Genomic DNA, 25,721 nt, shown 5'->3' with positions numbered 1-25,721 from the left:
CAAACGTAGGAGCGGGTTTACCCGCGAAGCGCCGCGCGGGCGGCGCTCGATCTCACAGGCGCTGAAACTCTCCCGGCAAACACCTCAAAATTCCAACGCCGCCCCCTCGAAAATCCAACAACGAAGACCCTGCAAATCCAGAACCAAACTCTTACTACTCCCTGACCACCCCAACCCCAACACCCGCGTTAACCTTCATTTAATCAACCCCAGCCAGCATGGCCCCATTCCCAGATCTGCCAAGGCGAAGACATGCGCGTTCTCCTGCTCTTCCTCACACTCCTACTGGCCGGCCCGTTGCAAGCCAACCCGTTCGATGTGAAACCAGACTTCCTGCCGGTTGACCAAGCCTTCGTGCTCACCCACGACCGCCAGGCCGACGGCCAGATGCGCCTGTACTTCCAGATCAAGCCGGGCTACTACCTGTACCAGAAGCGCCTGAAGTTCGATGGCCTGCCCACCGAGCAACACCCGCAACTGCCACCGGCACTCAACCATCACGACGAGTTCTTCGGCGACAGCGCGGTGTACCGCGACCAGCTTGAACTGCTATTGCCTGCCAACGCCCAGGGTCAGTTGCGCCTAGGCTGGCAGGGCTGCGCCGACGCCGGCCTGTGCTACCCGCCGCAAACCACCTCGATCGACTTGGGTGGCAGCGTAACGCCGGCCGCCGAGCAAGCCAGCGACCAGGCCCTGGCCAGCGGCCTGCAACAAGGCCACCTGGCCTGGAGCCTGCTGGCGTTCTTCGGCCTTGGCCTGCTGCTGGCGTTTACCCCCTGCTCGCTGCCGATGCTGCCGATCCTGGCCGGGCTGGTGCTGGGCAATGGCGCCAGCGCCCGCCGTGGCTGGCTGCTGGCCGGGGTCTATGTGCTGAGCATGGCCCTGGTGTACGCCGGGCTCGGGGTGGTTGCTGCCCTGCTGGGTGCCAGCCTGCAGGCCTGGCTGCAGCAACCCTGGCTGCTGGGCAGCCTGGCGGGGCTGTTCGTGCTGCTGGCACTGCCGATGTTCGGTGCCTTCGAACTGCAACTGCCTGCCGCCCTGCGCGACCGCCTGGACCGCGCCGGGCAAGGTACCCGTGGCGGCAACCTTTATGGCGCGGCATTGCTCGGGGCGTTGTCCGGCCTGTTACTCGGCCCGTGCATGACTGCGCCGTTGGCCGGTGCGCTGCTGTACATCGCGCAGAGCGGCGACGTGCTGCAAGGCGCGCTGGTGCTGTTCAGCCTCGGCCTGGGCATGGGCGTGCCGCTGCTGTTGCTGGTAACCCTGGGCAACCGTTATCTGCCGCGCCCGGGTGCGTGGATGAACCGGGTCAAGGGTGTGTTCGGTTTCGTGTTCCTGGCCATGGCGCTGTACACCGTGCGCAGCCTGCTGCCTGCGACCTTGCTGCTGGCACTGAGCGGCGCCTGGCTGATCGCCCTGGCCTGGGCTGCCTGGCCGGCCCTGCAACGGCTGCCGGCGTTGCGTGCAGTACCGTTGCTCGGCGCGCTGTGGGGCGGCCTGCTGCTGGTAGGCGCGGCAGCCGGTGGCGACGACCTCTGGCAGCCACTACGCCCCTTCGCCGGCGGTGCCGCCGCGCCAGCCCAGAGCCAGCATACCGAGGACAGCTTCGTCACTGTCAGCCGCCCCGAAGACCTGCAACGTGAACTGGACGCCGCCAAAGCCCGCGGCCAGTGGGTGATGCTCGACTACTATGCCGACTGGTGCGTGTCGTGCAAAGTCATGGAAAAACAGGTGTTCGCACGCAGCGACGTACAGGCTGGCCTGGCCGGCGTACACCTGCTGCGCCTGGACGTGACAGCCGACAGCCCGGCCAGCAAGGCCCTGCTGCAGCGCTACCAGGTACCCGGCCCGCCCAGCATCATCTGGATCGGCCCGGAAGGTGAAGAACGCCGCGCGCGGCGCATCACCGGTGAGGTGGACGCAGCAGCGTTCCAGCAACACTGGGGCCAGACCAGGAGCCAAGGCTGATGCTGACCGTAACACTCGGGCCACTGACCATGGCCCTCAACCATCTGCTGATGCTCACCGCCCTGGTGATCGCCAGCGTGGTCGGCTGGTGGGTCGCCCGACGTGGCGGCGAGAGCCCGGAATCGGCGCTGTTCAACCTGTTCCTGATCGGCCTGCTGTGTGCCCGCGCCGGCTTCGTGCTGGCCTACTGGCCGATGTATCAGGACGACCCGCTGCAAATCATCGACATTCGCGATGGCGGCTTCCTGTTCTGGTCGGGCCTTGCCGGCATCGTGCTCGGAGCCCTGTGGCAGGGCTGGCGCCACCCCGGCCTGCGCCGCCCGCTAGGCTGGGCGCTGTTCAGCGGCGCACTGTTCTGGGGCCTGGCCAGCCTCGGCGGCCACCTGTACAGCAAAGGCACCGAGCTGCCCGAACTGAGCCTGCGCAGCGCCGGCGGCCAGGCCGTGGCATTGCACAGCTACCGCGGCAAGCCGCTGGTCATCAACATCTGGGCCACCTGGTGCCCACCGTGTCGGCGTGAGATGCCAGTGCTGCAACAGGCACAAAGCGATTACCCGCACGTGACCTTCCTGTTCGTCAACCAGGGCGAAACCCCGGAAAACGTCAGCACCTTCCTCGCCACCACCGGCCTGAGCCTGACCCACGTGCTGTTCGACGGCACCGGCCTGCTGGCCCAGCGCGTCGGCTCCATGGCCTTGCCCACCACCCTGTTCTACGACGCCAACGGGCGGCTGGTTGGCAGCCACCTGGGCGAGCTGTCCCGGGCCAGCCTGCGCCACGCCCTGGAACCTTTCGACCGGGCCATTGCGCCCGCCCCTGCCGCACAAGGAAACTGACATGCGATTGACTGCCCTGCTGCCCCTGTCCCTGGCCCTGCTGGCCGCCCCTGCCCTGCAAGCCGAAGAACTGCCCAAGGCGGTTCAGCAACTGCAAGCCAAGGGCGCCGTGATCAAGGGCAGCTTCGATGCGCCCAACGGCCTGCGCGGTTATGCCGCCGAGTACCAGAACAACGCCCTGGCCCTGTACCTGACCGCCGACGGCAAGCACGTGCTGGTCGGCAGCCTGTTCGACGAACAGGGCAAGGACCTGAGCGCCGAGCCGCTGCAAAAGCTGGTATACGCGCCGATGAGCAAGGAAATCTGGGCGAAAATGGAAAAGACCGCGTGGATCGCCGATGGCAAGGCCGACGCGCCGCGCAAGGTGTACCTGTTCAGCGACCCGAACTGCCCCTACTGCAACATGTTCTGGGAACAGGCGCGGCCATGGGTGGAGTCGGGCAAGGTGCAGTTACGCCATATCATGGTCGGCATCATCCGCGAAGACAGCCCGGGCAAATCGGCGGCACTGCTGGCAGCGAAAGACCCGGTCAAGGCACTGCAACAGCATGAAAAGGCCGGCAAGGCCAGTACCCTGAAGGCGCTGGAACAGGTGCCAGAGGCTGTGCAACAGAAGCTGGCGGCGAACATGGCGTTGATGGAAGAGATGGGGTTGCAGGCGACCCCGGCCATTTTCTACCAGGATGAGCAAGGCAACCTGCAAAGCCAGCAAGGGGCACCACGGCCGGAGATGCTTGGGAAGATTCTGGGCAAGCGCTAGTGCATGTGGTGGGGCAAAGATCGAGCGCCGCGAAGCAGGTGACGCGGGGCATGGCACCGGCTACGCCGGTGTTCGCGGGTGAACCCGCTCCTACGGGGCTCGCGCTAACGGCTGGATTGTACGCCAGGCACGTGATCGCAAGGCCTGCGCGGTCGGGCGTAGGAGCGGGTTTACCCGCGAAAGGGCCGGACCTGCTGGCCAATTTCCACCAGCCGTTCACCGTTGCCGCCGCCACTGTATTCGCGGGTAAACCCGCTCCTACGCTGATCGGGGGTGGAGACACATTGGTGATTGGACGCAGGCCGTTCTTTCGCAAGCAGTAAATCTCCCGGCCCGGCAAATCTACCCCGCGCAGATTTCAATCTGCCACTCAACAAATCTAGCAACAATTATTCGGCACCCCCTGTCGTTAAACATCGTCTGCTTGCTTCCCTTACTCAAATCCCACACACACGCACAACAAAGAACACTCGGGCGCTCACAACAGAGCGTTCGAGCATCAAAAACAGAAACTTCTTACACAATTAGAAGAAAAAATAAGCCCCAAAAAACATTATCAGGTTTAAGTAAGACCCTTCTGAAGAATTTTCCCACAAAAATAGCTTTAAACCGAACACTCCAATATCACGTCCAACCACGCCATCCCCACCGAAAGATTGACTTGAAACAGCCGAACGCCTAAACCTCCATACCCATACATTTCAGACCACGCCAAAAACCAGGAGACACTCATGAAAAATCAATATGGCATTAGCCTCATGGCATTGGCTTCGACACTCACTGCGAAATCAAATAACACGCAACCATGACACCAAAATGGTCTACTCATGAATCCAAACCACTGTATCCGTAGCGCAAAAAAAATCACGACAATCACAAAAATCTTGACCACTGAGCACTTGAGGGAGCCCACATCGCTTCTTTGGTCAGCGCTGGCCCCTTGCATACTCTTCGTCATCACCCAGCCAACGTATGCAGCCTCGACCTATACCGCTTCAGCCGCCTGGTTCTACTCATACATCTCTGCCACCCTCGCGTTCTTTGGATTCAGTTTCTACCTCATCGGCAGGAGGGAAAGTGGCTTCACGCGGTCCTTCATCTACCAACACAGCGCAATCAAGCTATTCCTGACTGCCCACACACTCAGTTATTTTTTATTGAGCTCGCTTTACGCCACACTATTCTACCTCTTGACCAAACCCTTACGAGGTCACTACTCACTTCCTGAATACCTCTATCTGATGGCATGCTTTTACACCAGCTACCTCATGTTCACCTGTATCGGCCTGGGGATCGCTGCGCTGCCGATAAAATTCAGCACAGCCAGCACACTTTTCTCACTCATGTCATTTCTCATGCTGGTCTCCGGATACACCGGTGCCACGCTGGGGCACGATGCTTCGCATACGCTAACGCTGATCAACCCGCTCTTTCTAAGCGCGCAGATCTTCCATGGCGAGATGCCCCTTCTCAACAGTTTCCTGATTGCACTTTCGGCCTCTGCAGCCTCGACATACCTGACCGGAAGGTATTTCAGAATCCAACCCATATGGAGCCGATACTGATGGACATTTTAACCATAAATAACCTTCACTTCGGATACAGCGGAAACCCGCTGCTGAACGACATTGAACTCACTATAAAAGCGGGGGAACTGGTTGGCATTCTGGGCAACAACGGGGCCGGAAAGACAACACTTTTCGACCTCATCTGTAAAATAAAGAAACCGGCAAAAGGTGCCATTTCCAATTTATCCAGAAGTCAGGCCTATTTGACCCAAATCCTTACACCGCCCCCATTACTGCGTATGAACGAAGCGGGCAAGCTTATCACCAGCCTGACCCCCAATGCTTCCCCAGATCACACAGAGATTCTCTCGAAACTAGCCAAATGGTCCCCATCACTGTCCAAGCGATATGCAGAAATCGCCAAGAAAAAAGCCGCCAATTGCAGCTACGGTGAAATTCGCAGCTACTTCACGCTGACCTTGCTGCTTTTAAACAGTGACTTGATCATTCTTGACGAGCCAACGGCTGGCGTAGACCCTGAATTTCGACATTATATATGGCTCGGTATAAAAAGCGCGTGCGCGGAAGGCGCGAGCGTGCTGATAGCTTCTCATTACACAGAGGAAATCACGAAAAACTGCCAGCGCTTTTATATGCTCGCAAACAAACGACTGGAAGCGTTTGACAGTGGTGGACAGTTCATGGAACGCCACCGTGCCAAATCGCTGGATGAAGCCTTTATCAATGCTTCGGTCTAAGTACCGTGGCCATCGAGAGGGGGCGCCAAGCGCCCCTGCCCATCACAGCCCCTCCAGTTCAGCCATCAGGTCACTGAGCCGGTCGACCTTGTCATCATCCAGCGCACTGCCCTGCAGCCCCTGGACATACTCGGCCAACGCCTCCACCGTGCTGCACTCGAACATCGCCCGCAGCGGCACGTTCAGCTGTAGCTGCTTCTGCACCCGCGAAGCGATCTGCGTGGCCAGCAGCGAATGCCCGCCCAGCTCGAAGAAGTTGTCGTGCACCCCCACCCGCTCGGCTTTGAGCACATCGGCCCAAATACCCGCCAACACGTCCTCCAATTCGTTGCGTGGCGCCAGATAGGCCTGACTGTACTGACCGCCGATGTCGATGGCTGGCAGGGCCTTGCGGTCGAGCTTGCCGTTGGCGTTGTGCGGCAAGCTGTCGAACCAGCCCCAGTGCAAGGGCACCATGTACTCCGGCAACTCGGCACGCAGTCGTTGCTTGACCTGCTCCAGCAACGCGGCATCGGCACTGACGCCCTGGTGCGCCACCAGGTAGCCAACCAGATGCTTGCCGTTCACGCCCTCCTGCACCGCCACGGCGGCATCGCGAATTTCCGCCTGCTCATGCAGCCGGGCCTCGATTTCGCCCAGTTCGATGCGATAGCCGCGAATCTTCACCTGGTGGTCGATGCGCCCGACATATTCCAGCACGCCGTCCGGGCGTTGCCGCGCCAGGTCACCGGTACGGTACAGGCGCTCTCCCGGTGCCCCGTAAGGGTGAGGAATGAACGCCAGTGCCGTGCGCACCGGGTCACCGACGTAGCCACGGCCTACACCCGTACCCGCCACGCACAACTCGCCCACCGCCCCCAGCGGCACCAGCGCCTGGTCCTCACCGAACAGGTACAGCCGGTTGTTATCGGTGGGCGTGCCGATGGGCAGGTAGCTGCCTTGGGTCGAGGCGGCATCGACGCGGAAGAACGCCACGTCATCCGAGCACTCCGCCGGGCCATAGGCATTGACCAGGCCGATCTGAGGGTAGCGCTGCAGCCACTGCGCCGCCAGCTCCGGTGGCATGGCCTCGCCGGTCGGCAGCATCCAGCGCAGGCCGTCGAGGGCCTGGTGGTCGCTGGCCAGCATGCCCTGGATCAGCGACGGCACGCTCTCCAGCACGGTGATGCCGGTGGCCTGCACGTGCGCCAGCAGGCCCTGCGGGTCATGGGCGATGGCGTTAGGCACGATCTCTACCTTGGCGCCGAACAGCGGCGCAGCCAGGAACTGCCAGACCGAGATGTCGAAGCTTTGCGAAGCGGTCTGGGCAATCACGTCCTGCTCGCTCAGCGCCAGGTAAGGCACCTTGCTCAGTTGGTTGTTGAGCATGCCGCGCTGCTCGACCATCACCCCTTTCGGCAGGCCGGTCGAGCCTGAGGTGTAGATCACGTAGGCGAGGTTGTCCGGGCCACTGTGGATACCCGGGTTGTGGCTTGCGATCGGGTTGGCCTGGATGTCTTCCCAGACCAGCAGTCGCGGCCGCAGCGCAGTTTCCAACTCACCGAGCAACTGCCGCCCCTGCTCGGCGCAGGCCGCGCTGCACACCAACACTGGCGTGCGGCTGAGCTGGATGATGCTTTGCAGGCGCGCCGCCGGCAGGCCCGGGTCCAGCGGCAGGTAGCCGGCGCCGGCCTTGAAGCTGCCGACAATCATGCCCAGCAGCGGCAACCCACGCTCGGCAAGCAGTGCCACTGGCTGGTCCACGCAGACGCCGGCAGCTACCAGCGCATGGCCCAGGCGGTTGGCCGCCAGGTTCAGCCCGGCGTAGTCATAGGATGCCTCCAGGCAGCGGGCCACGGTACGCTGTGGATGCGCCACGACCTGCGCTTCGAACTGCGCGATGTAGCTCTGTTCCAGCGGATAAACCCGCTCGGTCCGGTTGCAGTCCTCCAGCAGGAAGCCTTGCTCCTGGGCGCTCAACAGCGGTAGCTCGCTCACCTCCCCTTCAAAACCTTGTACCAGCGCCAGCAGCAGGCGCTTGAACTCGGCCAGCAGGCGCTCGACGGTCGGGTAATCGAAGTAACGCTGGTCAAACGACAGGTGCAGGCCCAGGTCATCACCCGGGTAACACACCGCCGTCAGCGGGAAGTTGGTGTGGGTACGGCCCGAGTCGGAGCTGGCGTTCAGGTGCTGGGCGTGATCGAGCACGGCGGTTTCAACCGGCGCATTCTCGAACACGAACAGGCTGTCGAACAGCGGCTGGCCCTTGGGCAGCTCGCTGCACGCCTGGATCGCCACCAGCGGCAAGTATTCGTACTCGCGCAGTTCCATGTTGCTTTGCAGCAGGCCCTGCAGCCACTGGCGTACGCTGCAACGCTCACCCGCCGCGGGCAACTGCACGCGCAGGGCCACGCTGTTGATGAACAGGCCGACGGTGCGCTGCATCTGCGGCATGCTCACCGGGCGCCCGGCCACGGTTACGCCAAAGGCCACGTCGCGGTCGCCGCTGTAGCGCGACAGCACCAGGGCCCAGGCCGCCTGGGCGAAAGTGTTGACGGTGAGCTGATGGGCCTGGGCCAGTTCGCGCAGACGCACGCCATCATTCACCTCAAGGCGGGTATAACAATCGCCGACGACCATGCCGCTACCGGCGTGGTCATGGCGCAGCGGGCGGTCGCTCGGGATGGCTGTGGCACGTTCGAAGCCGGCCAGGTTGGCCTGCCACCAGGCGCGTGCGTCGTCCAGACCCTGGCGTTGCAGCCAACCGATGTAATCGCGGTAACGCGGTGGCACCGGCAGTTGGGCCTGACGGCCTTCGCCAAGGGCCTGGTAGACCTCGAAGAAATCGTTCATCAACAGCGAGCGGCACCAGGCATCGATAAGGATGTGGTGGTTGCTCATCATGAACCAGTAGCGTTCATCGGCCACGCGCACCAGGCGCAGGTGGAACGGTGCCTCGCTGAGCAAGGCAAAGCCGGCCTCGCGCTCCTGCTTGTGCAGGGCCTGCAGGCGCTGCTCCTGGGCATCGTCGGCCAGGCCGCGCCAGTCCTGGTAGTCCACCGCCAGGTTGCCCGGCTTGTGGATGATCTGCAGCATCGCCTCGCCGCTGTTCCAGCTGAACGAGGCGCGCAACGCTTCGTGGCGCGCCACCACGGCCTGCCAGGCCTGGGCGAAACGCTCGGGGTCGAGGGCGCTGTTGATGCGGTAGCGGTCCTGCATGTAGTACAGGCCAGTGCCCGGCTCCAGCAGGGTGTGCAGCAGCATGCCTTCCTGCATCGGCGTCAGCGGGTAAACGTCCTCGATCTGCGCGGCCGGGACCGGCAATGCGTCGATCTGCTCCTGAGTCAGGTGCGCCAGCGGGAAGTCCGATGGGGTGAAGCTGCCATTGCCATCGGCCAGGCAATGCGCGACCAGCGCCAGCAGCTCCTGACGATAGCCCTCAGCCAGACGCGCGATGGTCTGCTGGTCGTAGCGCTCGGCGCTGAAGGTCCAGCGCAGTTGCAGAGCACCGCCATACACCTGGCCATCGACGCTCAACCAGTTGGGCAACGGCGCATCGAGATCATGCGCCAACCCGGCCGGGGCTTCCAGGGGCTGGAACAAGGCCGCACTGTCGAACTGCTGGTCGAACTGGCCCAGGTAGTTGAAGGTGATGCGCGCCTGCGGCAAGGCCGCCATCTGCTCGCGCCCGGCGGCATCCGCCAGGTAGCGCAGTACGCCGTAGCCCAGGCCCTTGTGCGGTACATGGCGCAGTTGTTCCTTGATGCGCTTGATCGAACCGGCCCGCGCCGCGTCGTCTTCACCTGGCAGCGGACGCAGGCTCAGTGGGTAGGCATTGGTGAACCAGCCGACGCTGCGGGTCAGGTCCATGTCTTCGAACAACCCGTCACGGCCATGGCCTTCGAGCTGCACCAGCACTTCTTCATCGCCGCTCCAGCGGCACAAGGCCCGCGCCAGTGCAGTCAACAGCAGGTCGTTGACCTGGGTGTGGTAAGCCGCCGGGGCCAGTTGCAACAGCTGCCGGGTTTGCTCCACGTCCAGGCCGATGGCCAGGGTTTGAGCGTGGCGATGCAAATTGCCGCCCTGCGGATGGTCGCACGGCAATTCGCGACGCACACCGCCCAGCTGGCCTTGCCACCAGGCCAGTTCGTCACGCAGCGAATCGCTGCCGGCGTAGCTGGCCAGGCGCGCCGCCCAGTCGCCGACGGCGTGGGTCTTGGCCGGCAGAGGCTGGCCACGGTACAGCGCCTGCAGGTCTTCCAGCAGCACCCGCCAGGACACGCCATCGACCACCAGGTGATGGATCGCCAGCAACAACCGCTGGGTGCCCTGCCCGTCACGCACCAGCAAGGCGCGCAGCAGCGGCCCCTGTTGCAGGTCCAGGCTGCGCTGCACGTCAGTGTAGAGTGCCTGACAATCATTGAAATCGGCGACAGTGGCGCTCCACAGCAGTTGCTCGGCGCCAGGCTGCGCGTACTGCGCCTGCCAGCGGCCCTGGGCGTCGCTGAAGCGCAGGCGCAGGCTGTCATGGTGCTGCACCAGCGCAGCCAATGCCTGTTCAAGGGTGGCCTCAACCAAGGGTTGGCGCACCTCCAGCAGCACGGCCTGGTTCCAGTGTTGCGGCTGTGGCACGTCACTGTCGAAGAACCAGTGCTGGATCGGCGTCAGCCCGGCCTGGCCCTGGCGCAGGCCCTGCTCGACGGTGCTCGCGGCTTCGCTGAGCTGAACCACAGTTGCCAGAGTCTGGATGGTCTGATGCTGGAACAGGTCGCGTGGGGTGAATTGCAAGCCGGCCTGCCGGGCGCGGCTGACCACCTGAATCGACAGGATCGAGTCGCCCCCCAGCTCGAAGAAGTTGTCCTGCACGCCGACCCGGGCAACGTTGAGCACCTCGCGCCAGATCTGCGCCAACTGTGCTTCCACCTCATTGCCCGGGGCCTGGTATTGCTGGCGCGCCTGCTCAAGGTCCGGCAACGGCAGCGCACGGCGGTCGAGCTTGCCGTTGCCCATCAGCGGCAGGCTATCGATCAGCACCAGGTGCGCAGGCACCATGTAGTCGGGCAGGTGCTGGCGGGCATCGGCTTTCACCGCTTCGCGCAGCAGTTGTTGCACGTCGTTACCGGCGGTGGCCTGCCTGCACACCAGATAGCCCACCAGTTGCTTGCCGCCCGGCAAGTCCAGCGCCAGCACGACGGCCTCGTCGACAGCCTCGTGCGCTTGCAGGCGGCTCTCGATTTCGCCCAGTTCGATGCGGAAGCCGCGGATCTTCACCTGCTGGTCGGCACGGCCGACATACTCCACCAGGCCATCGGTACCCAGGCGTACCAGGTCGCCGGTACGGTACAGGCGCCCGCCTTCGGCACTGAACGGGTCGGCGACAAAGCGCTCGGCAGTGAGGCCTGGCCGGTCGTGGTAACCCTGGGCCAGGCCGGCACCGCCGACGTACAGTTCGCCAATACCGCCTTGCGGCAACAAGGCCAGATCCTCGTCGAGGATGTAGGCCGTACGGCTACCGATGACGCGGCCGATCGGTACGCTGCCAAGGTCTGCTGGCAAGGCCTCTGGGGCCAGGCACGCCAGCGGCATGACCACGGTTTCGGTCGGGCCGTAGGCATTGAAGCACTGCTGCGGCGCAAAGGCCTGGCGGATACGCTGCAGGTGCTCGCCGGTCAGCGCCTCGCCCCCGGTAATCACCAGGCGTACCGGCAATTGTTCGCCCCGCCCGCCCAGGTACTGCGCCAGCTGGCTGCCGTAGCTGGGGGTAAAGCCCAGAATGCTCACCTGCTGCTCGCGCACCAACTGGCAGATGTCCTCGGCGCCCCACTGCCCCTGGGCGCGCAATACCACGCGCGCACCACACAACAGCGGCACCCACAGGCGCTCGCTGGCAGCGTCGAAGTTGATGGAATAGAAGTGCAGCTCGCAGTCATCGCTGCGCATGCCGAATGCAGCGATCACCGCCTGGCAGTGCATGGCGAACTCGCCATGGCTGACTACCACGCCCTTGGGTTTGCCGGTAGAGCCTGAGGTGTAGATCAGGTAAGCCTGGTGCTGCGGCAGGCTGAGGTTGTCCAGCGGCGCATCGCTGTAGGCCGCCAGGCTGGCGGCATCGTCTTCCAGGCTCCAGCTGGCCACGCCTTCAGGCAACTCGCCCAGGGTGTGCAGTAGCGCACGCTGGCTGAGCAGCAAGCCGATGCGGCTGTCTTCGATCATGTAGCGCAGGCGGTCGAGCGGGTACTCGGGGTCGAGCGGTACATAGGCGCCGCCGGCCTTGAGGATGGCCAGCAGGCCGACGACCATTTCCAGCGAGCGCTCCAGCGCCAGGCCCACCCGCACCTGCGGGCCGACACCTCGTTCGCGCAGGGCACGCGCCAGGCGGTTGGCCTGCTGGTCGAGCTCGGCGTAGGTCAAGTGCTGGCCGGCGAAGGTCAACGCGCCCGCCTGTGGCGTGCGCGCGGCCTGGGCGGCGAACAGACCGTGGAGGGTCTGGCCAAGGTCGAAATCGTGTTCGCCCTGCAATTGGCCCGTAAGCACTTGTTGCTCGGCACTGCTCAGCATCGGCAGTTCGCACAGGCGGTGTTGCGGGTTGTCGAGCAAACCGACCAGCAGTTGTTGCCAGTGCTCGGCCATGCGCGCGATGCGCGGCGCGTCGAACAGGTCACGGCTGTAGGTCAGGCAGCAGCCCAGCCGGCCGTCCAGGTCGGTCACCTCCAGGTACAGGTCGAACTTGGTGGCGCTGGCATCGTTGACCAGGTAGTCCACCTGCATGCCGGCCAGCGTGCGGCTTTGCTGGAAGGCCCAGCGCTGCACGTTGCACATCACCTGGAACAACGGGTTGTAGGCACTGCTGCGCGGTGGCTGCAGGGCCTCTACCAGTTGGTCGAACGGCAGGTCCTGGTGCGACTGGCCTTCGATGGCAACCTGACGCAGCTGCTCCAGCAGTTCACTGGCGGTCATCTGCCCGTCCAGCTCGCAACGCAGCACCTGGGTGTTGAGGAAGGCACCGATCAGGCCTTCGCTCTCCGGGCGGATGCGGTTGGCCACCGGCGCGCCGATACGCAGGTCGCGCTGGCCACTGTAACGGTGCAGCAAGGCGGCCAGGGTGGCGGTCATGGTCATGAACAGGGTTAGGCCGCGCTGGCTATTGAAAGCATGCACGCGGTCCACCAGTGCCGGATCAAGTTCGAAGCGGTACAGCGCGCCACGGTGGCTCTGGACTGCCGGACGCGGGCGGTCGGCAGGCAACGCCAGCACCGGGTGCTCGTCGCCCAGGCGGTGCTTCCAGTAGGCCAGTTGACGAGCGCCCTCGCCGCTTTCCAGCCATTGCCGTTGCCACACGCTGTAGTCCAGGTACTGCACCGGCAGCGGCGCCAGTGGCGATTCGCGGTCATCGACAAAGGCTTCGTACAGCTCGCCCAGCTCGCGGGCGAAGATGTCCATGGCCCAGCCTTCGGTGACGATGTGGTGCAGCGTCAGCACGAAGAAGTGCTCGCGCTCGTTTGCCTTGACCAGGCAGGCGCGCAGCAGCGGACCCCGCTCCAGGTCGAAGGGCTGGTGCGCCTGGTCGTCGGCCAGTTGTTGCAAACGTTGCTGGCAGGCATCGTCTGACAAAGCGCTGAAGTCTTGCCAGTCCAGATGCAGGCCGCTGTCTTCGGCCACGCACTGGTACGGCACGCCGTCGATGCTGGGGAACGTGGTGCGCAAGGTTTCGTGGCGCACGACCAGCGCCTGCAGCGCACGCTCGAAGGCGTCCACATGCAGGGTGCCGCGCAGGCGTGCCATGCCGCCGACGTTGTACGCCGGGCTGTCCGGCTCCATCTGCCAGAGGAACCACATTCGCTGCTGCGAGTACGACAGCGGCACCGCCTGACGGCGGTCGACACGGGAGATTGCACCTTGCAGATTGCGCTCGCCGGCCGCGCGCAGGCGGGCGATCTCGGCACAGAAGGCGCCCAGCTCGCTGGCTTCGAACAGGGCCTTGAGCGGCAGCTCGACATCGCAGGCCTGGCGGGTGCGCGAAACGATCTGAGTCGCCAGCAACGAGTGGCCACCGAGGGCGAAGAAGTCGTCCTGCAGGCCAATGCGTGGCAGATTCAACACGTCGCGCCAGATGGCTGCGACTTGTTGTTGCAGCTCGGTTCGTGGCTCGACATGCTCACGCTGCTGCCACACTGGGGCAGGCAGTGCCTTGCGGTCGACCTTGCCGCTGGGGCCCAGTGGCATCTGTGCCAAGGGGATGAGTTGCGCCGGCACCATGTAGGCTGGCAATTGCTCAGCCAGCACGGCCAGCACCTCGGCAGGCTGGGCGCTGCCACTGTAATAGCCGACCAGTTGCGCGCCAACGGCGTCCTTGTGTATCAGCACCAGCGCCTGTTCCACACCCCCCTGTGCCAGCAGGCAGGCCTGTACTTCCTCGGGCTCGACGCGGAAACCACGCACCTTGACCTGCTGGTCGAGGCGGCCAAGGTATTCCAGTGCCTCCAGCTGAACCTGCCAGCGGGCGCGATCGCCACTGCGGTACAGACGCTGACCATTGCCGTCGGCCTGCGGTACGAAGCGCTCGGCAGTGAGGCCGGGGCGGCCCAGGTAACCACGGGCCAGGCCCGCGCCACCGAGGTACAGCTCGCCCGGCACACCGGGGGCGCTCAGTTCCAGCTCATCGTCCAGCACGCGGCACAGCACATTGCCCAGCGGGCGGCCGATGGGCGAGCGCTCGCCGTCCGCCACCTGGCAGTGCCAGTGGGTGACGTTGATGGCGGTTTCGGTCGGGCCGTACCGGTTGTGCAGCTGCACCTGCGGCAGCACCTGCAGCACGCGGTCACGCAGCGCGGCGGACAACGCTTCACCACCCGAGAACACCCGGCGCAAGCTACTGCAGGCACCTGCCTGCGGCTCCTGGACGAACACCTGCAACAGCGGCGGTACAAAGTGCAGCGTAGTCACCCCATAAGCCTGCACCAGGGCAGCGATACGCTGTGGGTCGCGGTGTTCACCGGGGCCGGCGAGCACCAGCTTGCAGCCGGTGACCAACGGCCAGAAGCATTCCCACACCGAGACGTCGAAACTGATCGGCGCCTTCTGCATCAGCACGTCGCTGTCATTCAGCGCATAGGTCGTCTGCATCCACTGCAGGCGCTCGGCCAGCGCCGCATGGGTATTGCCTACGCCCTTGGGCTGCCCGGTGGAGCCGGAGGTATAGATAACGTAGGCCAGGTTGTCGCCGTGCAGGTGCAGGCCGGGGGCATGGCTGGGCCAGCTGTCCAGGTGCAACTGGTCGAGGGCAATGGCGCTGACACCGTCGACCTGCGGCAGCTTGCCCAGCAGGCTGCTGTGGCTCAGTAGCAAACGGGCGTCGCAGTCGGCCAGCATGTAGGCCAGGCGTTCGGCAGGGTAATCGACATCCAGCGGCACGTAGGCACCGCCAGCCTTGAGAATGGCTAGCAGGCCGACCAGCAATTGCGGTGAGCGCTCGATGGCAATGGCCACACAGGTATCGGGGCCGACGCCTTTGTCGCGCAAGTAGTGGGCCAGGCGGTTGGCTTGCTGGTGCAGCCCGGCGTAATCCAGGCTGCCCCCGTCCCAAACCAGGGCGGTGCGTTGCGGCGTTAGGCGTGCCTGCTCATTGAGTTGTTCGACCAACAGGTGCCGCGCTGCGGCGGCCGGTGCCTGGCCCCAACCCAGCAGCTGCGCACGGCCGGGCTCATCCAGCAGTTGCACGTCGCCCAGCGCCTGCTGCGGCGCGGCACACACCTGTTCCAGCAACGCCAGCAGGTGATGGGCCAGACGTTCGACGGTGCTGGCTTCGAACAGCTCCGCGGCATAGTCGAAGGCCAGGCTCAGGCGGCCCAGATGGTCCTCCTCACTGTGCAACTGCAAGTCGAACTTGGCTTCGCGGCTGTGCCACGCCAGCTCTTCGGCCAACAGCCCTGGCAGGCGCCGCAGGGCTGACAGGTCGCGTTGCTGGTGGTTGAACATGACCTGGAACAGGCCCTGCTCGCGCGCATCGGGCAGGGCTTCGACAAGCTGTTCGAAGGGCAGGTCCTGATTAGCCTGGGCTTGCAAGGTGGCCTGACGTACCTGGGTCAGCAACTGGGTAAACGAGTGACGGCCATCGAATCGCGCGCGCAGCACCTGCGTATTGATGAAGAAACCGACCATGCCTTGGGTTTCCAGGCGCGGGCGGTTGGCGTTGGGCACGCCGACGCGGATATCGGCCTGGCCACTGTAGCGCTGCAGCAGCGCCTGCCAACCGGCCAGCAGGACCATGAACAGGCTGGCCTGCTGCTGGTGGGCAAGGCCCTTGAGCGCTTCGCCAAGCCTGGCTGGCACCTTGAGGCTGAAGCGCGCGGCGCTGTGTTCGCGCTGGCTGGCGCGCGGGTGGTCAGTGCACAGGTCGAGCGCCGGCAGCTCACCACCAAGGTGTGCCTTCCAGTACTGCAACTGGCGCTCGGCTTCACCGTCAGCCAGCCATTGCCGCTGCCAGCTGCCGTAGTCGGCGTAACCCAGCGGCAGCGGCGCCAGGTTGGCCTCCAGGCCTTGGCAGCGAGCGGCATACAGCTTGGCGAACTCTTCGAGCAGGATGTTCAGCGACCAGCCGTCGGCAACGATGTGGTGCAGGGTCACCCACAGCTGATGCTCTTCGTCGCCCAGGCGCACCAGGGTTACCCGCAACAGCGGCCCCTGGGTGAGGTCGAACGGCTGGCGGGCCTCGGTTTCACGCTGCGCGGCAACCTGCTCGGGCGAGTGCCCTTCAAGGTCCAGGCGGTGCAGGCTGAGCGGCTGCTGCGGCAGGATACGCTGCAGCGCCTGGCCATTCTCTTCGCTGAACACGGTACGCAGCGATTCATGGCGCGCCACCAGTGCCTCGAAGGCCACGTGCAGAGCGTTGACATCAAGCTCGCCACGCAGGTGCAAGCCGGCAGGAATGTTGTAGGCCGCTGATTGCGGTTCCAACTGCCACAGCAGCCACAAGCGGTTTTGCGCCAGCGACTGGGGCAATGCCTGGGCGCGCGCCAGCGTGGTGATCGCTGCGGTGCCTGCGGCGCCATCGGCGATGATCTGTGCCACAGCCTTGCTGTAGTCGGCCAGTACCGGCGCCTCGAACAGGGTACGCAGGCTCATGTCGATACCCAACTCATCGGCCAGGCGCGCTGTGGCCTGAGTGGCGGCGATGGAGTTACCGCCCAGCAGCAGGAAGTGGTCGTCCGCGGCCACCGCCTCTACCTTGAGGATGTCGCGCCACACAGCGGCGATGCGTGCTTGTAGCTCATCGCCAGCGGTTGCACGGGTACCGGCTTCGCTCACCTCAGGGAAACGGGCATAGCAGTCCAGGCTGCCATCGTCCATGCGCAGGCGGCAGGCAGAGCGCTGCAACTTGCCGCTGGAGGTCTTCGGCAACGCGCCGGGGTTCAGCAGCAGGACCACGGCCGGGGCCTGTCGGCAGGCGTCGGCGATGACCTGGCGCAGGGTCTTGATCAGGTCCTGGGGCTTGAGTGCCTTTTGCACGTTGCGGCTGATCTCCACCGCGACACCGATGCCCTCCTCGCCTTGGTGCTCGACGGCGAACACCGCCACACGGCCTTTGCGCAGCACCTGAACTTCGCGCTCGAGGGTTTTTTCCAGGTCCTGTGGGTACAGGTTCTGTCCGCGCACGATCAGCATGTCTTTCAGGCGCCCGGTAACGAACACCTCGCCCTCACGCATGAAACCCAGGTCGCCGGTACGCAGCCAGGTCTGGCCGTCCATTTCGACGAATGTTCGAGCGCTGGCTTCGGGGTTGCGCCAGTAACCCAATGCGATGCTCGGGCCGCCGGCCCAGATCTCGCCAACCTGGTTGTCATCCAGCACTTGCAGGCGTTGTGGTTCGACGATGCGTACGGCATGCCCCGGCTGTGGGTAGCCACAGCTCATCAGCACGCTGCCTTTGCCTGGCTCGGCGCGGTTGCCAGCGAAGGCTTCGGCGTCCAGCTCCAGTGCAGCGATGCCCTGACCACGACGGCTGCCGCTGACGAACAGGGTGGCTTCGGCCAGGCCATAACTGGCAAAGAAGCTCTGTGGGTCGAAGCCGCAGGCCTGGAACTTGTCGGCAAAGGTGGCCAGGCTGTCCTGGCGGATCGGCTCGGAGCCAGAATAGGCCACGCGCCAGCGGCTCAGGTCGAGCCCGGCCAGCGAAGCCTCGCTGACCCGCTCGCTGCACAGGCGATAAGCGAAGTCGGGGCCACCGCTGATGGTGCCACCGTATTCGCTGATGACCTGCAACCAGCGCAACGGCCGGGCCAGGAAGTACCCCGGCGACATCAGCACGCAAGGCACGCCACTGAAGATTGGCTGCAGCAGGCCGCCGATCAGGCCCATGTCATGGTACAGCGGTAGCCAGCTGACGATCACATCGTCGGGGTTGAGGTCGATGCCAAAGCCTTGGCGGATCAGTTGCTCGTTGGCCACCAGGTTGCCATGGCTGACCTGCACGCCCTTGGGCAGCGCGGTGGAACCGGAGGTGTACTGCAGGAAGGCGATGTCATCGCGTTGGAGCTCGGGCGCGTGCCAGCTCGAGGCCAGCAACGGGTCCAGGCCATCCACGGCAAGCAGCTCAGGCGCGTTATCTGCCGCCAGTGCCTCCAGGCCGTTCAGGTTGTCGTGCAGTGCCGCCACGGTCAGCAGCAGGCGCGGCTCGGCATCGGCGATGATCGACAGCAAACGCGCCTGGTGATGCTGCCGCGCGGACTCCGGCGGGTAAGCCGGCACCGCGATCACGCCCGCATACAGGCAGCCAAAAAACGCCGCCACGTAATCTGGCCCGCTAGGGAACAGCAACACGGCACGGTCACCGAAGCTGGCGCGCGCCTGCAAGGCAGCGGCGATGGTGCGTGCACGCTGGTCGAGGTCCCGGTAGCTGAGCACGGCCTGCTCGCCGGGGGTGTCGGCGAGAAAGCGCAGGGCAATCCTGTCCGGGGTCTGCGCGGCGCGTTGCGCCAGGGCCTGGACCAGCGAGAGCGGGAGTTCGAAGGCGTCCGTCATGGGGTGTTCCTGCCAGTGTCTGTTAGGGCGTGCCGGCTACGCCGCGAACATGGGCGGGCAGCGAGCGGCGACCGGGGATGTACACAGGGGAACGGATGGACGGGGGCAGAAATTAGCGGGGGTGAGGGTTTTGCGCTGCGTCAAGGTTGGGGGCATACCTTGAGGTATGCCCCCCTTAGAACAGAAACACCCAATAATAATTTAGTTTCGCATTTGACAATCATTATCATTCTGAATAGCTTGTCGCACGTCGTAGGAAGCGACCCACCCCTGGGCGCCTCCTTTCCCCTCTGTGACAAGGTGATTTCCATGGCGGAACAACTATCCACAAGTAAGTGCGATTCACCATTACTGCAGGCCTTCGTCGACAACCGCAGCATCCTGGTCAAGATTGCTGCCCGCATCACTGGCTGCCGCTCCCGCGCCGAGGATGTGGTGCAAGACGCCTTCTTCCGGCTCGGCGCTGCCCCGCAGATCACTTCGTCGTTCAAGGCGCAGCTAAGCTACCTGTTCCAGATCGTGCGTAACCTTGCGATCGACCACTACCGCAAGCAGACGATGGAGCTGAAGTACTCCGGCAGCGAGGAGGAAGGCCTGAATGTGGTTATCCAGAACGCCTCGCCCGAAGCCACCCATATCAACCTTGCCGCGCTGGACGACATTGCCGAAGCCCTGAACGAGCTGCCGCAACGTACCCGCTATGCGTTCGAGATGTACCGCCTGCATGGGGTACCGCAAAAGGACATTGCCAAGGAACTGGGGGTGTCGCCGACCTTGGTCAACTTCATGATCCGCGATGCACTGGTGCATTGCCGCAAGACCGCCAACCGGCAGGTCTGAGTCATTCTTCGAGAACATTGGCGAGGCCGTCGGGCGGGAATCAAGGCCTGCGCGTGCTGACTGTGATGCGGTAGGGCTCGAAAATCCGCGCCAGTTCACCGCTGTCACGCAGGCCACGCAGCAGTGCAGCGAACGTCTGCTCGCCAATAGGCGCCCCCGGGCGCAGCAAAGCGTAGTGGTGATAGACCTGGTCAATACGTTGCGAAGGCACCAACTGCGCCCTGCTCGCCGGGTTGCGTGCCAGGAAATCGCTGAGGTAGGAACGCGTGACCAGGGCGATATCGGCGCGGCCGGCCTGCACCATCAGCAGGTTGCTGTCGTGGGAATAGGTCAGGGTCGCGTTGTATGTCTTGCGCAGGTAATCGGGGTCAGCGTTGAAGCTGGCGAACGCATAGTGGTAGCCGTTGAACAAGGCCAGGCGTTTGCCGCGCAGGTCGTCGAAGTAACGCGGATCACTGCCGTTTGCCTTGCGGGAGACGAACACTTCGGCATCTTCCAGGCCCATGTCCACGGTCTGATGGGCAATCTGCTCCCAGCCCCATTGTGGGTTCTCGAAAATGGCCATGTCGGTGCGGCCCTGCTGGAAGTCACCGAAGCGCCGCTGGATAGACGTAGGTACCAGAACGAAGTGATAGTGCTGCTGCGCCCGGTTGAGTGCATCGACCAACTGCGGCAGCAAACCGGTATCGGCACCTTGCTCGGGGCGCACTGTGTAAGGCGGGAAATGGGCTGCGCCAATCTTCACTTCAACCGCCTCGCCAGCCCATACCGGTGCCGCCAACCAGAACACGGCCAGCAGCATCAGGGTGGACAAGGCCTTGAGGCCGGGCGCTGGAGTCAAGACGGACACTCATCACGGTTTATGCCTGTATGCGCTTAAGCTAGGCGTTTTCCAGGGGCGGCACAACTACTGGCGTCTGCTCTTTGTGCCAAAGCAGGCGGCAAAATGCCATAGGATGCCGTATGCCCGTACATTGGCTACGCTCTAGCAGGATCTGCATGGGAGCCTGGTATGGGCCATTGGTTGGTGATCGACCTGGAAGCCACCACCGACGATGGTGGGTGGCCGGTCACAGAGATGGAAATCATTGAAATCGGCGCAAGCCTGGTGACCCGCGAAGGCCGCGAGGTCGACCATTTCCAGCGTTTTGTAAAGCCACGGCGGCGGCCGCAGCTGACCCCGTTCTGCCGTGAGCTGACCCACATCAGCCAGGCCGACGTGGACAACGCCGCGCCGTTTCGCGAGGTGTGGGCAAGCTTCGAGCGCTGGCTGGGGCACCACCGCGGGCAGCTTCAGGCCTGGGTCAGCTGGGGCGACTACGACCGCCAGCAATTGCACCAGGAGTGGCAGCAGCACGGCCTCGACAGCCTGCTGCGCACATTGCCGCACATCAACCTCAAGCAACGCTTTGCCAAGGCCCGCCACTTGCAGCGCCCCACCGGCCTGAACGGCGCCCTGCAACTCGCCGGCATGCACTTTTGCGGGCAACAGCACAGGGCCCTGGAAGATGCGCGCAACACGGCGCGGCTATTACCGTTGACCCTTCCCGCCCACAGCCCCTGAAAGCAGATGACGAGGCCTGTGGCCTTGGGCATACTGGCCAGCCCTTTTTCAGCACCTCTTTTCAGGAGTCGCCCATGTTCCAGGTCAACGAGTACTTCAACGGCACCGTCAAGTCGATCGCATTCTCGGGCGAAGAAGGCCCGGCCACTGTCGGCGTCATGGCTCCGGGCGAATACGAATTCGGCACTGCCAAGCGTGAGATCATGCATGTGGTATCGGGCGCGCTGACCGTGAAACTGCCGGGTAGCGACAACTGGGAAACCTTCAACGCCGGTGACAAGTTCAACGTGCCGGCTGACAGCAAGTTCCAGCTGCAGGTGAAGGTGGATACCGCTTACCTGTGCGAATACCGCGACTAAGCGCCGGCCTGTTCCGGCCTCTTCGCGGGTAAACTGATCCTACAGGGTGCTGAGCCGACCTTCGATGGTGTGCGGTCCTTGTAGGTGCGGGTTTACCCGCGAAGAATCCAGCACTAATCCTTCAGGAAAACAGCAACACGTTCAGCCGCCGCCTGCAAATGCTGCTCATGGCTGAACCCCGAAGCCTTCAACGGCTTCAGGTCATGGTCCCCCGCCACTAGCCAGCTCACCTCGATCGCCGGCGACAACGCATACCCCGCCACCGCCTCGCGGTTACCCAGCGCATCCCGCTCGCCCTGCACGATCAACGTCGGTGTTTTCAACTCGGCCAGGTGCTCTACCCGTGGCTTCTCGGGTTTACCCACCGCGTAGAATGGATAGCCCAGGCACACCAGCGCATCCGCGCCCAGTTCGTCGGCCAGCAGGCTCGCCATGCGCCCGCCCATGGACTTGCCCCCGACGGCCAGCTTGCCCGCGACCAAAGGTCGCACTTGCCGGTACACCTCGCGCCAGCATTCAAGCAACACCTTCTGCGGGTTCGGCGGCCGCTTGCCACCGGTAACCCTGCGCTCGGCCATGTACGGGAACTCGAAGCGCACTACCGCTACCCCAAGCGCCGCAAGCCTTTGCGCCATTTCGTCCATGAACCCGCTGTCCATCGGCGCGCCCGCGCCATGGGCCAGAATCAGGCACCCCTTGTAGTCATCCTGACCTGCAACCCGCGGAGGATCGCAGCGCAAGCCTGGGACATTTGCGACCTTCGCCCATTGATCCCCGTCAATACCGGCACTTTGCCCATTAATCATGCTTGCCTCGCTGTAAAGCCTGCCAAATAACCGTGGATGGGAACCCATACATGAACACAACCAGCAGTACCGCCTATAACTACAAGGTGGTCCGCCAATTCGCCATCATGACGGTGGTGTGGGGAATCGTCGGGATGGGGCTCGGCGTCTTCATCGCCGCCCAGCTCGCCTGGCCGTCCCTCAACTTCGACCTCCCCTGGACCAGCTTCGGCCGCCTGCGCCCCCTGCATACCAATGCGGTGATCTTCGCGTTCGGCGGCTGCGCACTGTTCGCCACCTCCTATTATTCGGTGCAACGCACCTGCCAGACCACCCTGTTCGCACCGGGCCTGGCCGCGTTCACGTTCTGGGGCTGGCAACTGGTTATCCTGCTGGCGGCCATCAGCCTGCCGCTGGGCTATACCAGCTCCAAGGAATACGCCGAACTGGAATGGCCGATCGACATTCTGATCACCATCGTCTGGGTGGGCTACGCCATCGTGTTCTTTGGCACGCTGATGAAGCGCAACACCAAACACATCTACGTCGGCAACTGGTTCTTCGGCGCCTTCATCCTGACCGTGGCGCTGCTGCACATCGTCAACAACCTGGAGCTGCCGGTCAGCCTGACCAAATCCTATTCGGTCTACGCAGGCGCCACCGATGCCATGGTGCAGTGGTGGTACGGCCATAACGCGGTGGGCTTCTTCCTGACCGCAGGCTTCCTGGGGATGATGTACTACTACGTGCCCAAGCAGGCCGAACGGCCGGTGTATTCGTATCGCTTGTCGATCGTGCACTTCTGGGCGCTGATCACCCTGTACATCTGGGCCGGCCCGCACCACCTGCACTACACCGCCCTGCCCGATTGGGCGCAGTCGCTGGGCATGGTGATGTCGCTGATCCTGCTGGCGCCAAGCTGGGGCGGCATGATCAACGGCATGATGACCCTGTCGGGCGCCTGGCACAAACTGCGCAGCGACCCGATCCTGCGCTTCCTGGTGGTGTCGCTGGCGTTCTACGGCATGTCCACCTTCGAAGGGCCAATGATGGCCATCAAGACGGTCAACGCCCTGTCTCACTACACCGACTGGACCATCGGCCACGTCCACGCCGGCGCCCTTGGCTGGGTAGCGATGATCTCGATCGGCGCGCTGTACCACACCATCCCCAAAGTGTTCGGCAAAGAACGCATGTACAGCCTCGGCCTGATCAATGCGCACTTCTGGCTGGCCACCATTGGTACCGTACTGTACATCGCCTCGATGTGGGTCAACGGCATCGCCCAGGGCCTGATGTGGCGCGCGGTCAACAGCGACGGCACGCTCACCTACTCGTTCGTGGAAACCTTGGTGGCCAGCCACCCAGGCTTCGTCGTGCGCTTCGTCGGCGGCGCGATCTTCCTCAGCGGCATGTTCCTGATGGCCTGGAACACCTGGCGCACCGTGCGTTCGCCAGCGCTTGACGTCGCCCCTGCGAACGCCCAGTTGGCTTGAGGAGAAACGCCTGATGAAACATGAAGTCATCGAGAAAAACGTCGGCCTGATGGCCCTGCTGATGGTATTTGCCGTCAGCATCGGCGGCCTGACCCAGATCGTCCCGCTGTTCTTCCAGGACGTCACCAACAAACCGGTCGAAGGCATGAAGCCCTATACCGCGCTGCAACTGGAAGGCCGCGATGTCTACATCCGCGAAGGTTGCGTGGGCTGCCACTCGCAGATGATCCGCCCGTTCCGTGCCGAAACCGAGCGGTACGGCCACTACTCGGTGGCCGGTGAAAGCGTGTGGGACCACCCGTTCCTGTGGGGCTCCAAGCGCACCGGGCCGGACCTGGCCCGGGTCGGTGGCCGCTACTCGGACGACTGGCACCGTGCGCACCTGTACAACCCGCGCAACGTGGTACCGGAGTCGAAGATGCCGTCCTACCCGTGGCTGGTTGCCCAGCAGGTCGACAACAGCCACACCGACGTCAAGATGCGCACCCTGCGCACCCTGGGCGTGCCGTACACCGACGACGACATTGCCGGCGCCCGTGAAGCGGTCAAAGGCAAGACCGAGATGGACGCACTGGTCGCCTACCTGCAGGTGCTCGGCACCGCGATCAAGAACAAGAGGTGAGTGCGATGGAAATGGACATCGGCATGATCCGCGGTGTGGGCACCCTAGTGGTGATGATTGCCTTTATCGGCCTCACCCTGTGGGTCTTCAACCGCCGCCGCGACCGAGATTTCGCCGAAGCGCGCCTGCTGCCCTTCGTCGACGACCGCCTGCCCCCTGCCGGGCAGGAGCCTGCTGCAAAAAGGAGTAACGGGCAATGACCACCTTCTGGAGTACGTACATCAGCGTACTGACCATCGGTAGCCTGATTGGCCTGACCTGGCTACTGCTCGCCACGCGCAAGGGCCAGAGCAACAACACCACCGACGAGACCATGGGCCACAGCTTCGACGGTATCGAGGAGTACGACAACCCGCTGCCCAAGTGGTGGTTCTGGCTGTTCGTTGGCACCTTGGCGTTCTCGGTCGGCTACCTGATCCTCTACCCGGGCCTGGGCAACTGGAAAGGCATCCTGCCGGGCTATGAAAATGGCTGGACTGGCGCCAACGAATGGCAGAAGGAAATGGACAAGGCCGATGCCAGGTTCGGTCCGATCTTCGCCAAATACGCCGCCATGCCCGTAGAAGAAGTGGCGAAGGACCCGCAGGCGCTGAAAATGGGCAGCCGCCTGTTCGCCTCCAACTGCTCGGTATGCCACGGTTCCGACGCCAAGGGCGCCTTCGGTTTCCCCAACCTCACCGACAATGACTGGCGCTGGGGCGGCGATCCGGAAACCATCAAGACCACCATCATGAGCGGTCGCCATGGCGTGATGCCGGCCTGGGCCGAAGTGATCGGTGACCAGGGCGTGGCCGACGTGGCTGCGTTCGTGGTCAGCAAACTCGATGGCCGCACACTGCCTGAGGGGGCGAAGGCCAATGTGGAGAACGGGCAGAAGATCTTCGCAGCCAACTGCGTGGCCTGCCACGGGCCGGAAGGCAAAGGTACGCCCGCCATGGGCGCACCGAACCTGACCCACCCGCAGGCGTTCATCTATGGCTCGAGCTTTGCCCAGCTGCAGCAGACCATTCGTTATGGTCGCCAAGGGCAAATGCCGGCGCAGGCCGAGATCCAAGGGAATGACAAGGTGCACCTGCTGGCGGCTTATGTGTATAGCCTGTCGCAGGATACTGCTGCTGAATCTGTGACTGCCCAGTGAGTTCGCCGGGAGAAATTCGGCGTCTGTGAGATCGAGCGCCGCCCGCGCGGCGCTCGATATCCGCCCCACCATAACCATCAAACCTTACACC

The 25,721-nt window shown here is 63.7% G+C and carries 15 protein-coding genes; 12 read left to right on the top strand and 3 right to left on the bottom strand.

The features are described from left to right. Positions 1-252: 252 nt before the first annotated feature. The 5 genes from dsbD (at position 253) to AC3WLP_RS25160 (ending at position 5,830) form a co-directional block, all read left to right on the top strand. The gene (dsbD, locus tag AC3WLP_RS25180; protein WP_012051704.1) at positions 253-1,968 is read left to right on the top strand and encodes a protein-disulfide reductase DsbD; all 1,716 of its coding nucleotides are present in this window, start codon (positions 253-255) and stop codon (positions 1,966-1,968) included. Continuing rightward, the gene (locus AC3WLP_RS25175) at positions 1,968-2,804 is read left to right on the top strand and encodes a TlpA disulfide reductase family protein (protein WP_012051703.1); all 837 of its coding nucleotides are present in this window, start codon (positions 1,968-1,970) and stop codon (positions 2,802-2,804) included. Before dsbD ends, AC3WLP_RS25175 begins: the two co-directional genes overlap by 1 nt. Before the next feature lies 1 nt (position 2,805). Beyond that, on the top strand, positions 2,806-3,564 hold the full coding sequence (gene dsbG, locus AC3WLP_RS25170) for a thiol:disulfide interchange protein DsbG (RefSeq protein ID WP_012051702.1): 759 nt from the start codon (positions 2,806-2,808) through the stop codon (positions 3,562-3,564). An 827-nt stretch (positions 3,565-4,391) separates the two neighbouring features. Further along, positions 4,392-5,129 (top strand): hypothetical protein, encoded by a 738-nt coding sequence (locus AC3WLP_RS25165; protein ID WP_014755853.1) that lies wholly within the window; start codon positions 4,392-4,394, stop codon positions 5,127-5,129. Continuing rightward, a complete protein-coding gene (locus AC3WLP_RS25160) occupies positions 5,129-5,830 on the top strand; it encodes an ATP-binding cassette domain-containing protein (RefSeq protein ID WP_088513749.1) in 702 nt (233 codons plus the stop codon). The genes AC3WLP_RS25165 and AC3WLP_RS25160 overlap by 1 nt, the downstream gene beginning before the upstream one ends. Before the next feature lie 42 nt (positions 5,831-5,872). On the opposite strand, the gene AC3WLP_RS25155 is transcribed toward AC3WLP_RS25160, so the two are convergent. Further along, entirely contained in the window at positions 5,873-18,826 is a 12,954-nt protein-coding gene (locus tag AC3WLP_RS25155) for a non-ribosomal peptide synthetase (RefSeq protein WP_088513750.1), read from the bottom strand. A gap of 309 nt (positions 18,827-19,135) precedes the next feature. Here AC3WLP_RS25155 and AC3WLP_RS25150 point away from each other — a divergent pair, with 309 nt between their 5' ends. After that, on the top strand, positions 19,136-19,666 hold the full coding sequence (locus AC3WLP_RS25150; RefSeq protein ID WP_003254275.1) for an RNA polymerase factor sigma-70: 531 nt from the start codon (positions 19,136-19,138) through the stop codon (positions 19,664-19,666). A 40-nt stretch (positions 19,667-19,706) separates the two neighbouring features. Here AC3WLP_RS25150 and AC3WLP_RS25145 read toward each other — a convergent pair whose 3' ends face one another. Next, complete coding sequence (locus AC3WLP_RS25145) at positions 19,707-20,507, bottom strand: substrate-binding periplasmic protein (RefSeq protein WP_014859403.1); 801 nt, start codon at positions 20,505-20,507, stop codon at positions 19,707-19,709. Between the two features lie 171 nt (positions 20,508-20,678). Here AC3WLP_RS25145 and AC3WLP_RS25140 point away from each other — a divergent pair, with 171 nt between their 5' ends. Both AC3WLP_RS25140 and ppnP read left to right on the top strand, forming a co-directional pair. Continuing rightward, positions 20,679-21,230, top strand: coding sequence for a 3'-5' exonuclease (locus AC3WLP_RS25140; RefSeq protein ID WP_003254277.1), 552 nt, complete (start codon positions 20,679-20,681; stop codon positions 21,228-21,230). 74 nt (positions 21,231-21,304) lie between these two features. After that, positions 21,305-21,589: a pyrimidine/purine nucleoside phosphorylase gene (gene ppnP, locus AC3WLP_RS25135; protein ID WP_003254278.1), complete on the top strand. Its 285-nt coding sequence runs from the start codon at positions 21,305-21,307 to the stop codon at positions 21,587-21,589. Positions 21,590-21,702: 113 nt separating this feature from the next. Here the strand turns inward: ppnP and AC3WLP_RS25130 are convergent, their stop codons facing one another. After that, on the bottom strand, positions 21,703-22,395 hold the full coding sequence (locus AC3WLP_RS25130; RefSeq protein WP_014755847.1) for an alpha/beta family hydrolase: 693 nt from the start codon (positions 22,393-22,395) through the stop codon (positions 21,703-21,705). Positions 22,396-22,445: 50 nt separating this feature from the next. Between AC3WLP_RS25130 and ccoN the strand changes: the two genes are divergently transcribed. Genes ccoN through ccoP form a run of 4 tightly spaced genes read left to right on the top strand, consistent with a single transcriptional unit; the run spans position 22,446 to position 25,630 of the window. Beyond that, positions 22,446-23,870 carry a cytochrome-c oxidase, cbb3-type subunit I gene (gene ccoN / locus AC3WLP_RS25125; RefSeq protein ID WP_003254280.1) on the top strand — a complete coding sequence of 475 codons (1,425 nt, stop codon included), beginning with the start codon at positions 22,446-22,448 and terminating at the stop codon, positions 23,868-23,870. 13 nt (positions 23,871-23,883) lie between these two features. Continuing rightward, the gene (gene ccoO, locus AC3WLP_RS25120; protein ID WP_003254281.1) at positions 23,884-24,492 is read left to right on the top strand and encodes a cytochrome-c oxidase, cbb3-type subunit II; all 609 of its coding nucleotides are present in this window, start codon (positions 23,884-23,886) and stop codon (positions 24,490-24,492) included. A gap of 5 nt (positions 24,493-24,497) precedes the next feature. Continuing rightward, positions 24,498-24,692, top strand: a complete 195-nt coding sequence (locus AC3WLP_RS25115; protein ID WP_003254282.1) for a cbb3-type cytochrome oxidase subunit 3 — start codon at positions 24,498-24,500, stop codon at positions 24,690-24,692. Then, complete coding sequence (gene ccoP, locus AC3WLP_RS25110; protein WP_019750807.1) at positions 24,689-25,630, top strand: cytochrome-c oxidase, cbb3-type subunit III; 942 nt, start codon at positions 24,689-24,691, stop codon at positions 25,628-25,630. The genes AC3WLP_RS25115 and ccoP overlap by 4 nt, the downstream gene beginning before the upstream one ends. Positions 25,631-25,721 lie beyond the last annotated feature (91 nt).

It is taken from the genome of Pseudomonas sp. FW305-E2 (assembly GCF_058782925.1).
Note: the sequence above shows the minus strand (reverse complement) of the source record. Positions and strands in the feature narration are given on the sequence as shown.

Coding starts and splice junctions, on each gene's coding strand:
- AC3WLP_RS25140 (WP_003254277.1), top strand. CDS start 20,679: ATGGGCCATTGGTTGGTGATCGACCTGGAAGCCACCACCGACGATGGT.
- AC3WLP_RS25130 (WP_014755847.1), bottom strand. CDS start 22,395: ATGATTAATGGGCAAAGTGCCGGTATTGACGGGGATCAATGGGCGAAG.
- dsbD (WP_012051704.1), top strand. CDS start 253: ATGCGCGTTCTCCTGCTCTTCCTCACACTCCTACTGGCCGGCCCGTTG.
- AC3WLP_RS25160 (WP_088513749.1), top strand. CDS start 5,129: ATGGACATTTTAACCATAAATAACCTTCACTTCGGATACAGCGGAAAC.
- ccoN (WP_003254280.1), top strand. CDS start 22,446: ATGAACACAACCAGCAGTACCGCCTATAACTACAAGGTGGTCCGCCAA.
- AC3WLP_RS25175 (WP_012051703.1), top strand. CDS start 1,968: ATGCTGACCGTAACACTCGGGCCACTGACCATGGCCCTCAACCATCTG.
- AC3WLP_RS25115 (WP_003254282.1), top strand. CDS start 24,498: ATGGAAATGGACATCGGCATGATCCGCGGTGTGGGCACCCTAGTGGTG.
- ccoP (WP_019750807.1), top strand. CDS start 24,689: ATGACCACCTTCTGGAGTACGTACATCAGCGTACTGACCATCGGTAGC.
- ppnP (WP_003254278.1), top strand. CDS start 21,305: ATGTTCCAGGTCAACGAGTACTTCAACGGCACCGTCAAGTCGATCGCA.
- dsbG (WP_012051702.1), top strand. CDS start 2,806: ATGCGATTGACTGCCCTGCTGCCCCTGTCCCTGGCCCTGCTGGCCGCC.
- AC3WLP_RS25165 (WP_014755853.1), top strand. CDS start 4,392: ATGAATCCAAACCACTGTATCCGTAGCGCAAAAAAAATCACGACAATC.
- ccoO (WP_003254281.1), top strand. CDS start 23,884: ATGAAACATGAAGTCATCGAGAAAAACGTCGGCCTGATGGCCCTGCTG.
- AC3WLP_RS25150 (WP_003254275.1), top strand. CDS start 19,136: ATGGCGGAACAACTATCCACAAGTAAGTGCGATTCACCATTACTGCAG.
- AC3WLP_RS25155 (WP_088513750.1), bottom strand. CDS start 18,826: ATGACGGACGCCTTCGAACTCCCGCTCTCGCTGGTCCAGGCCCTGGCG.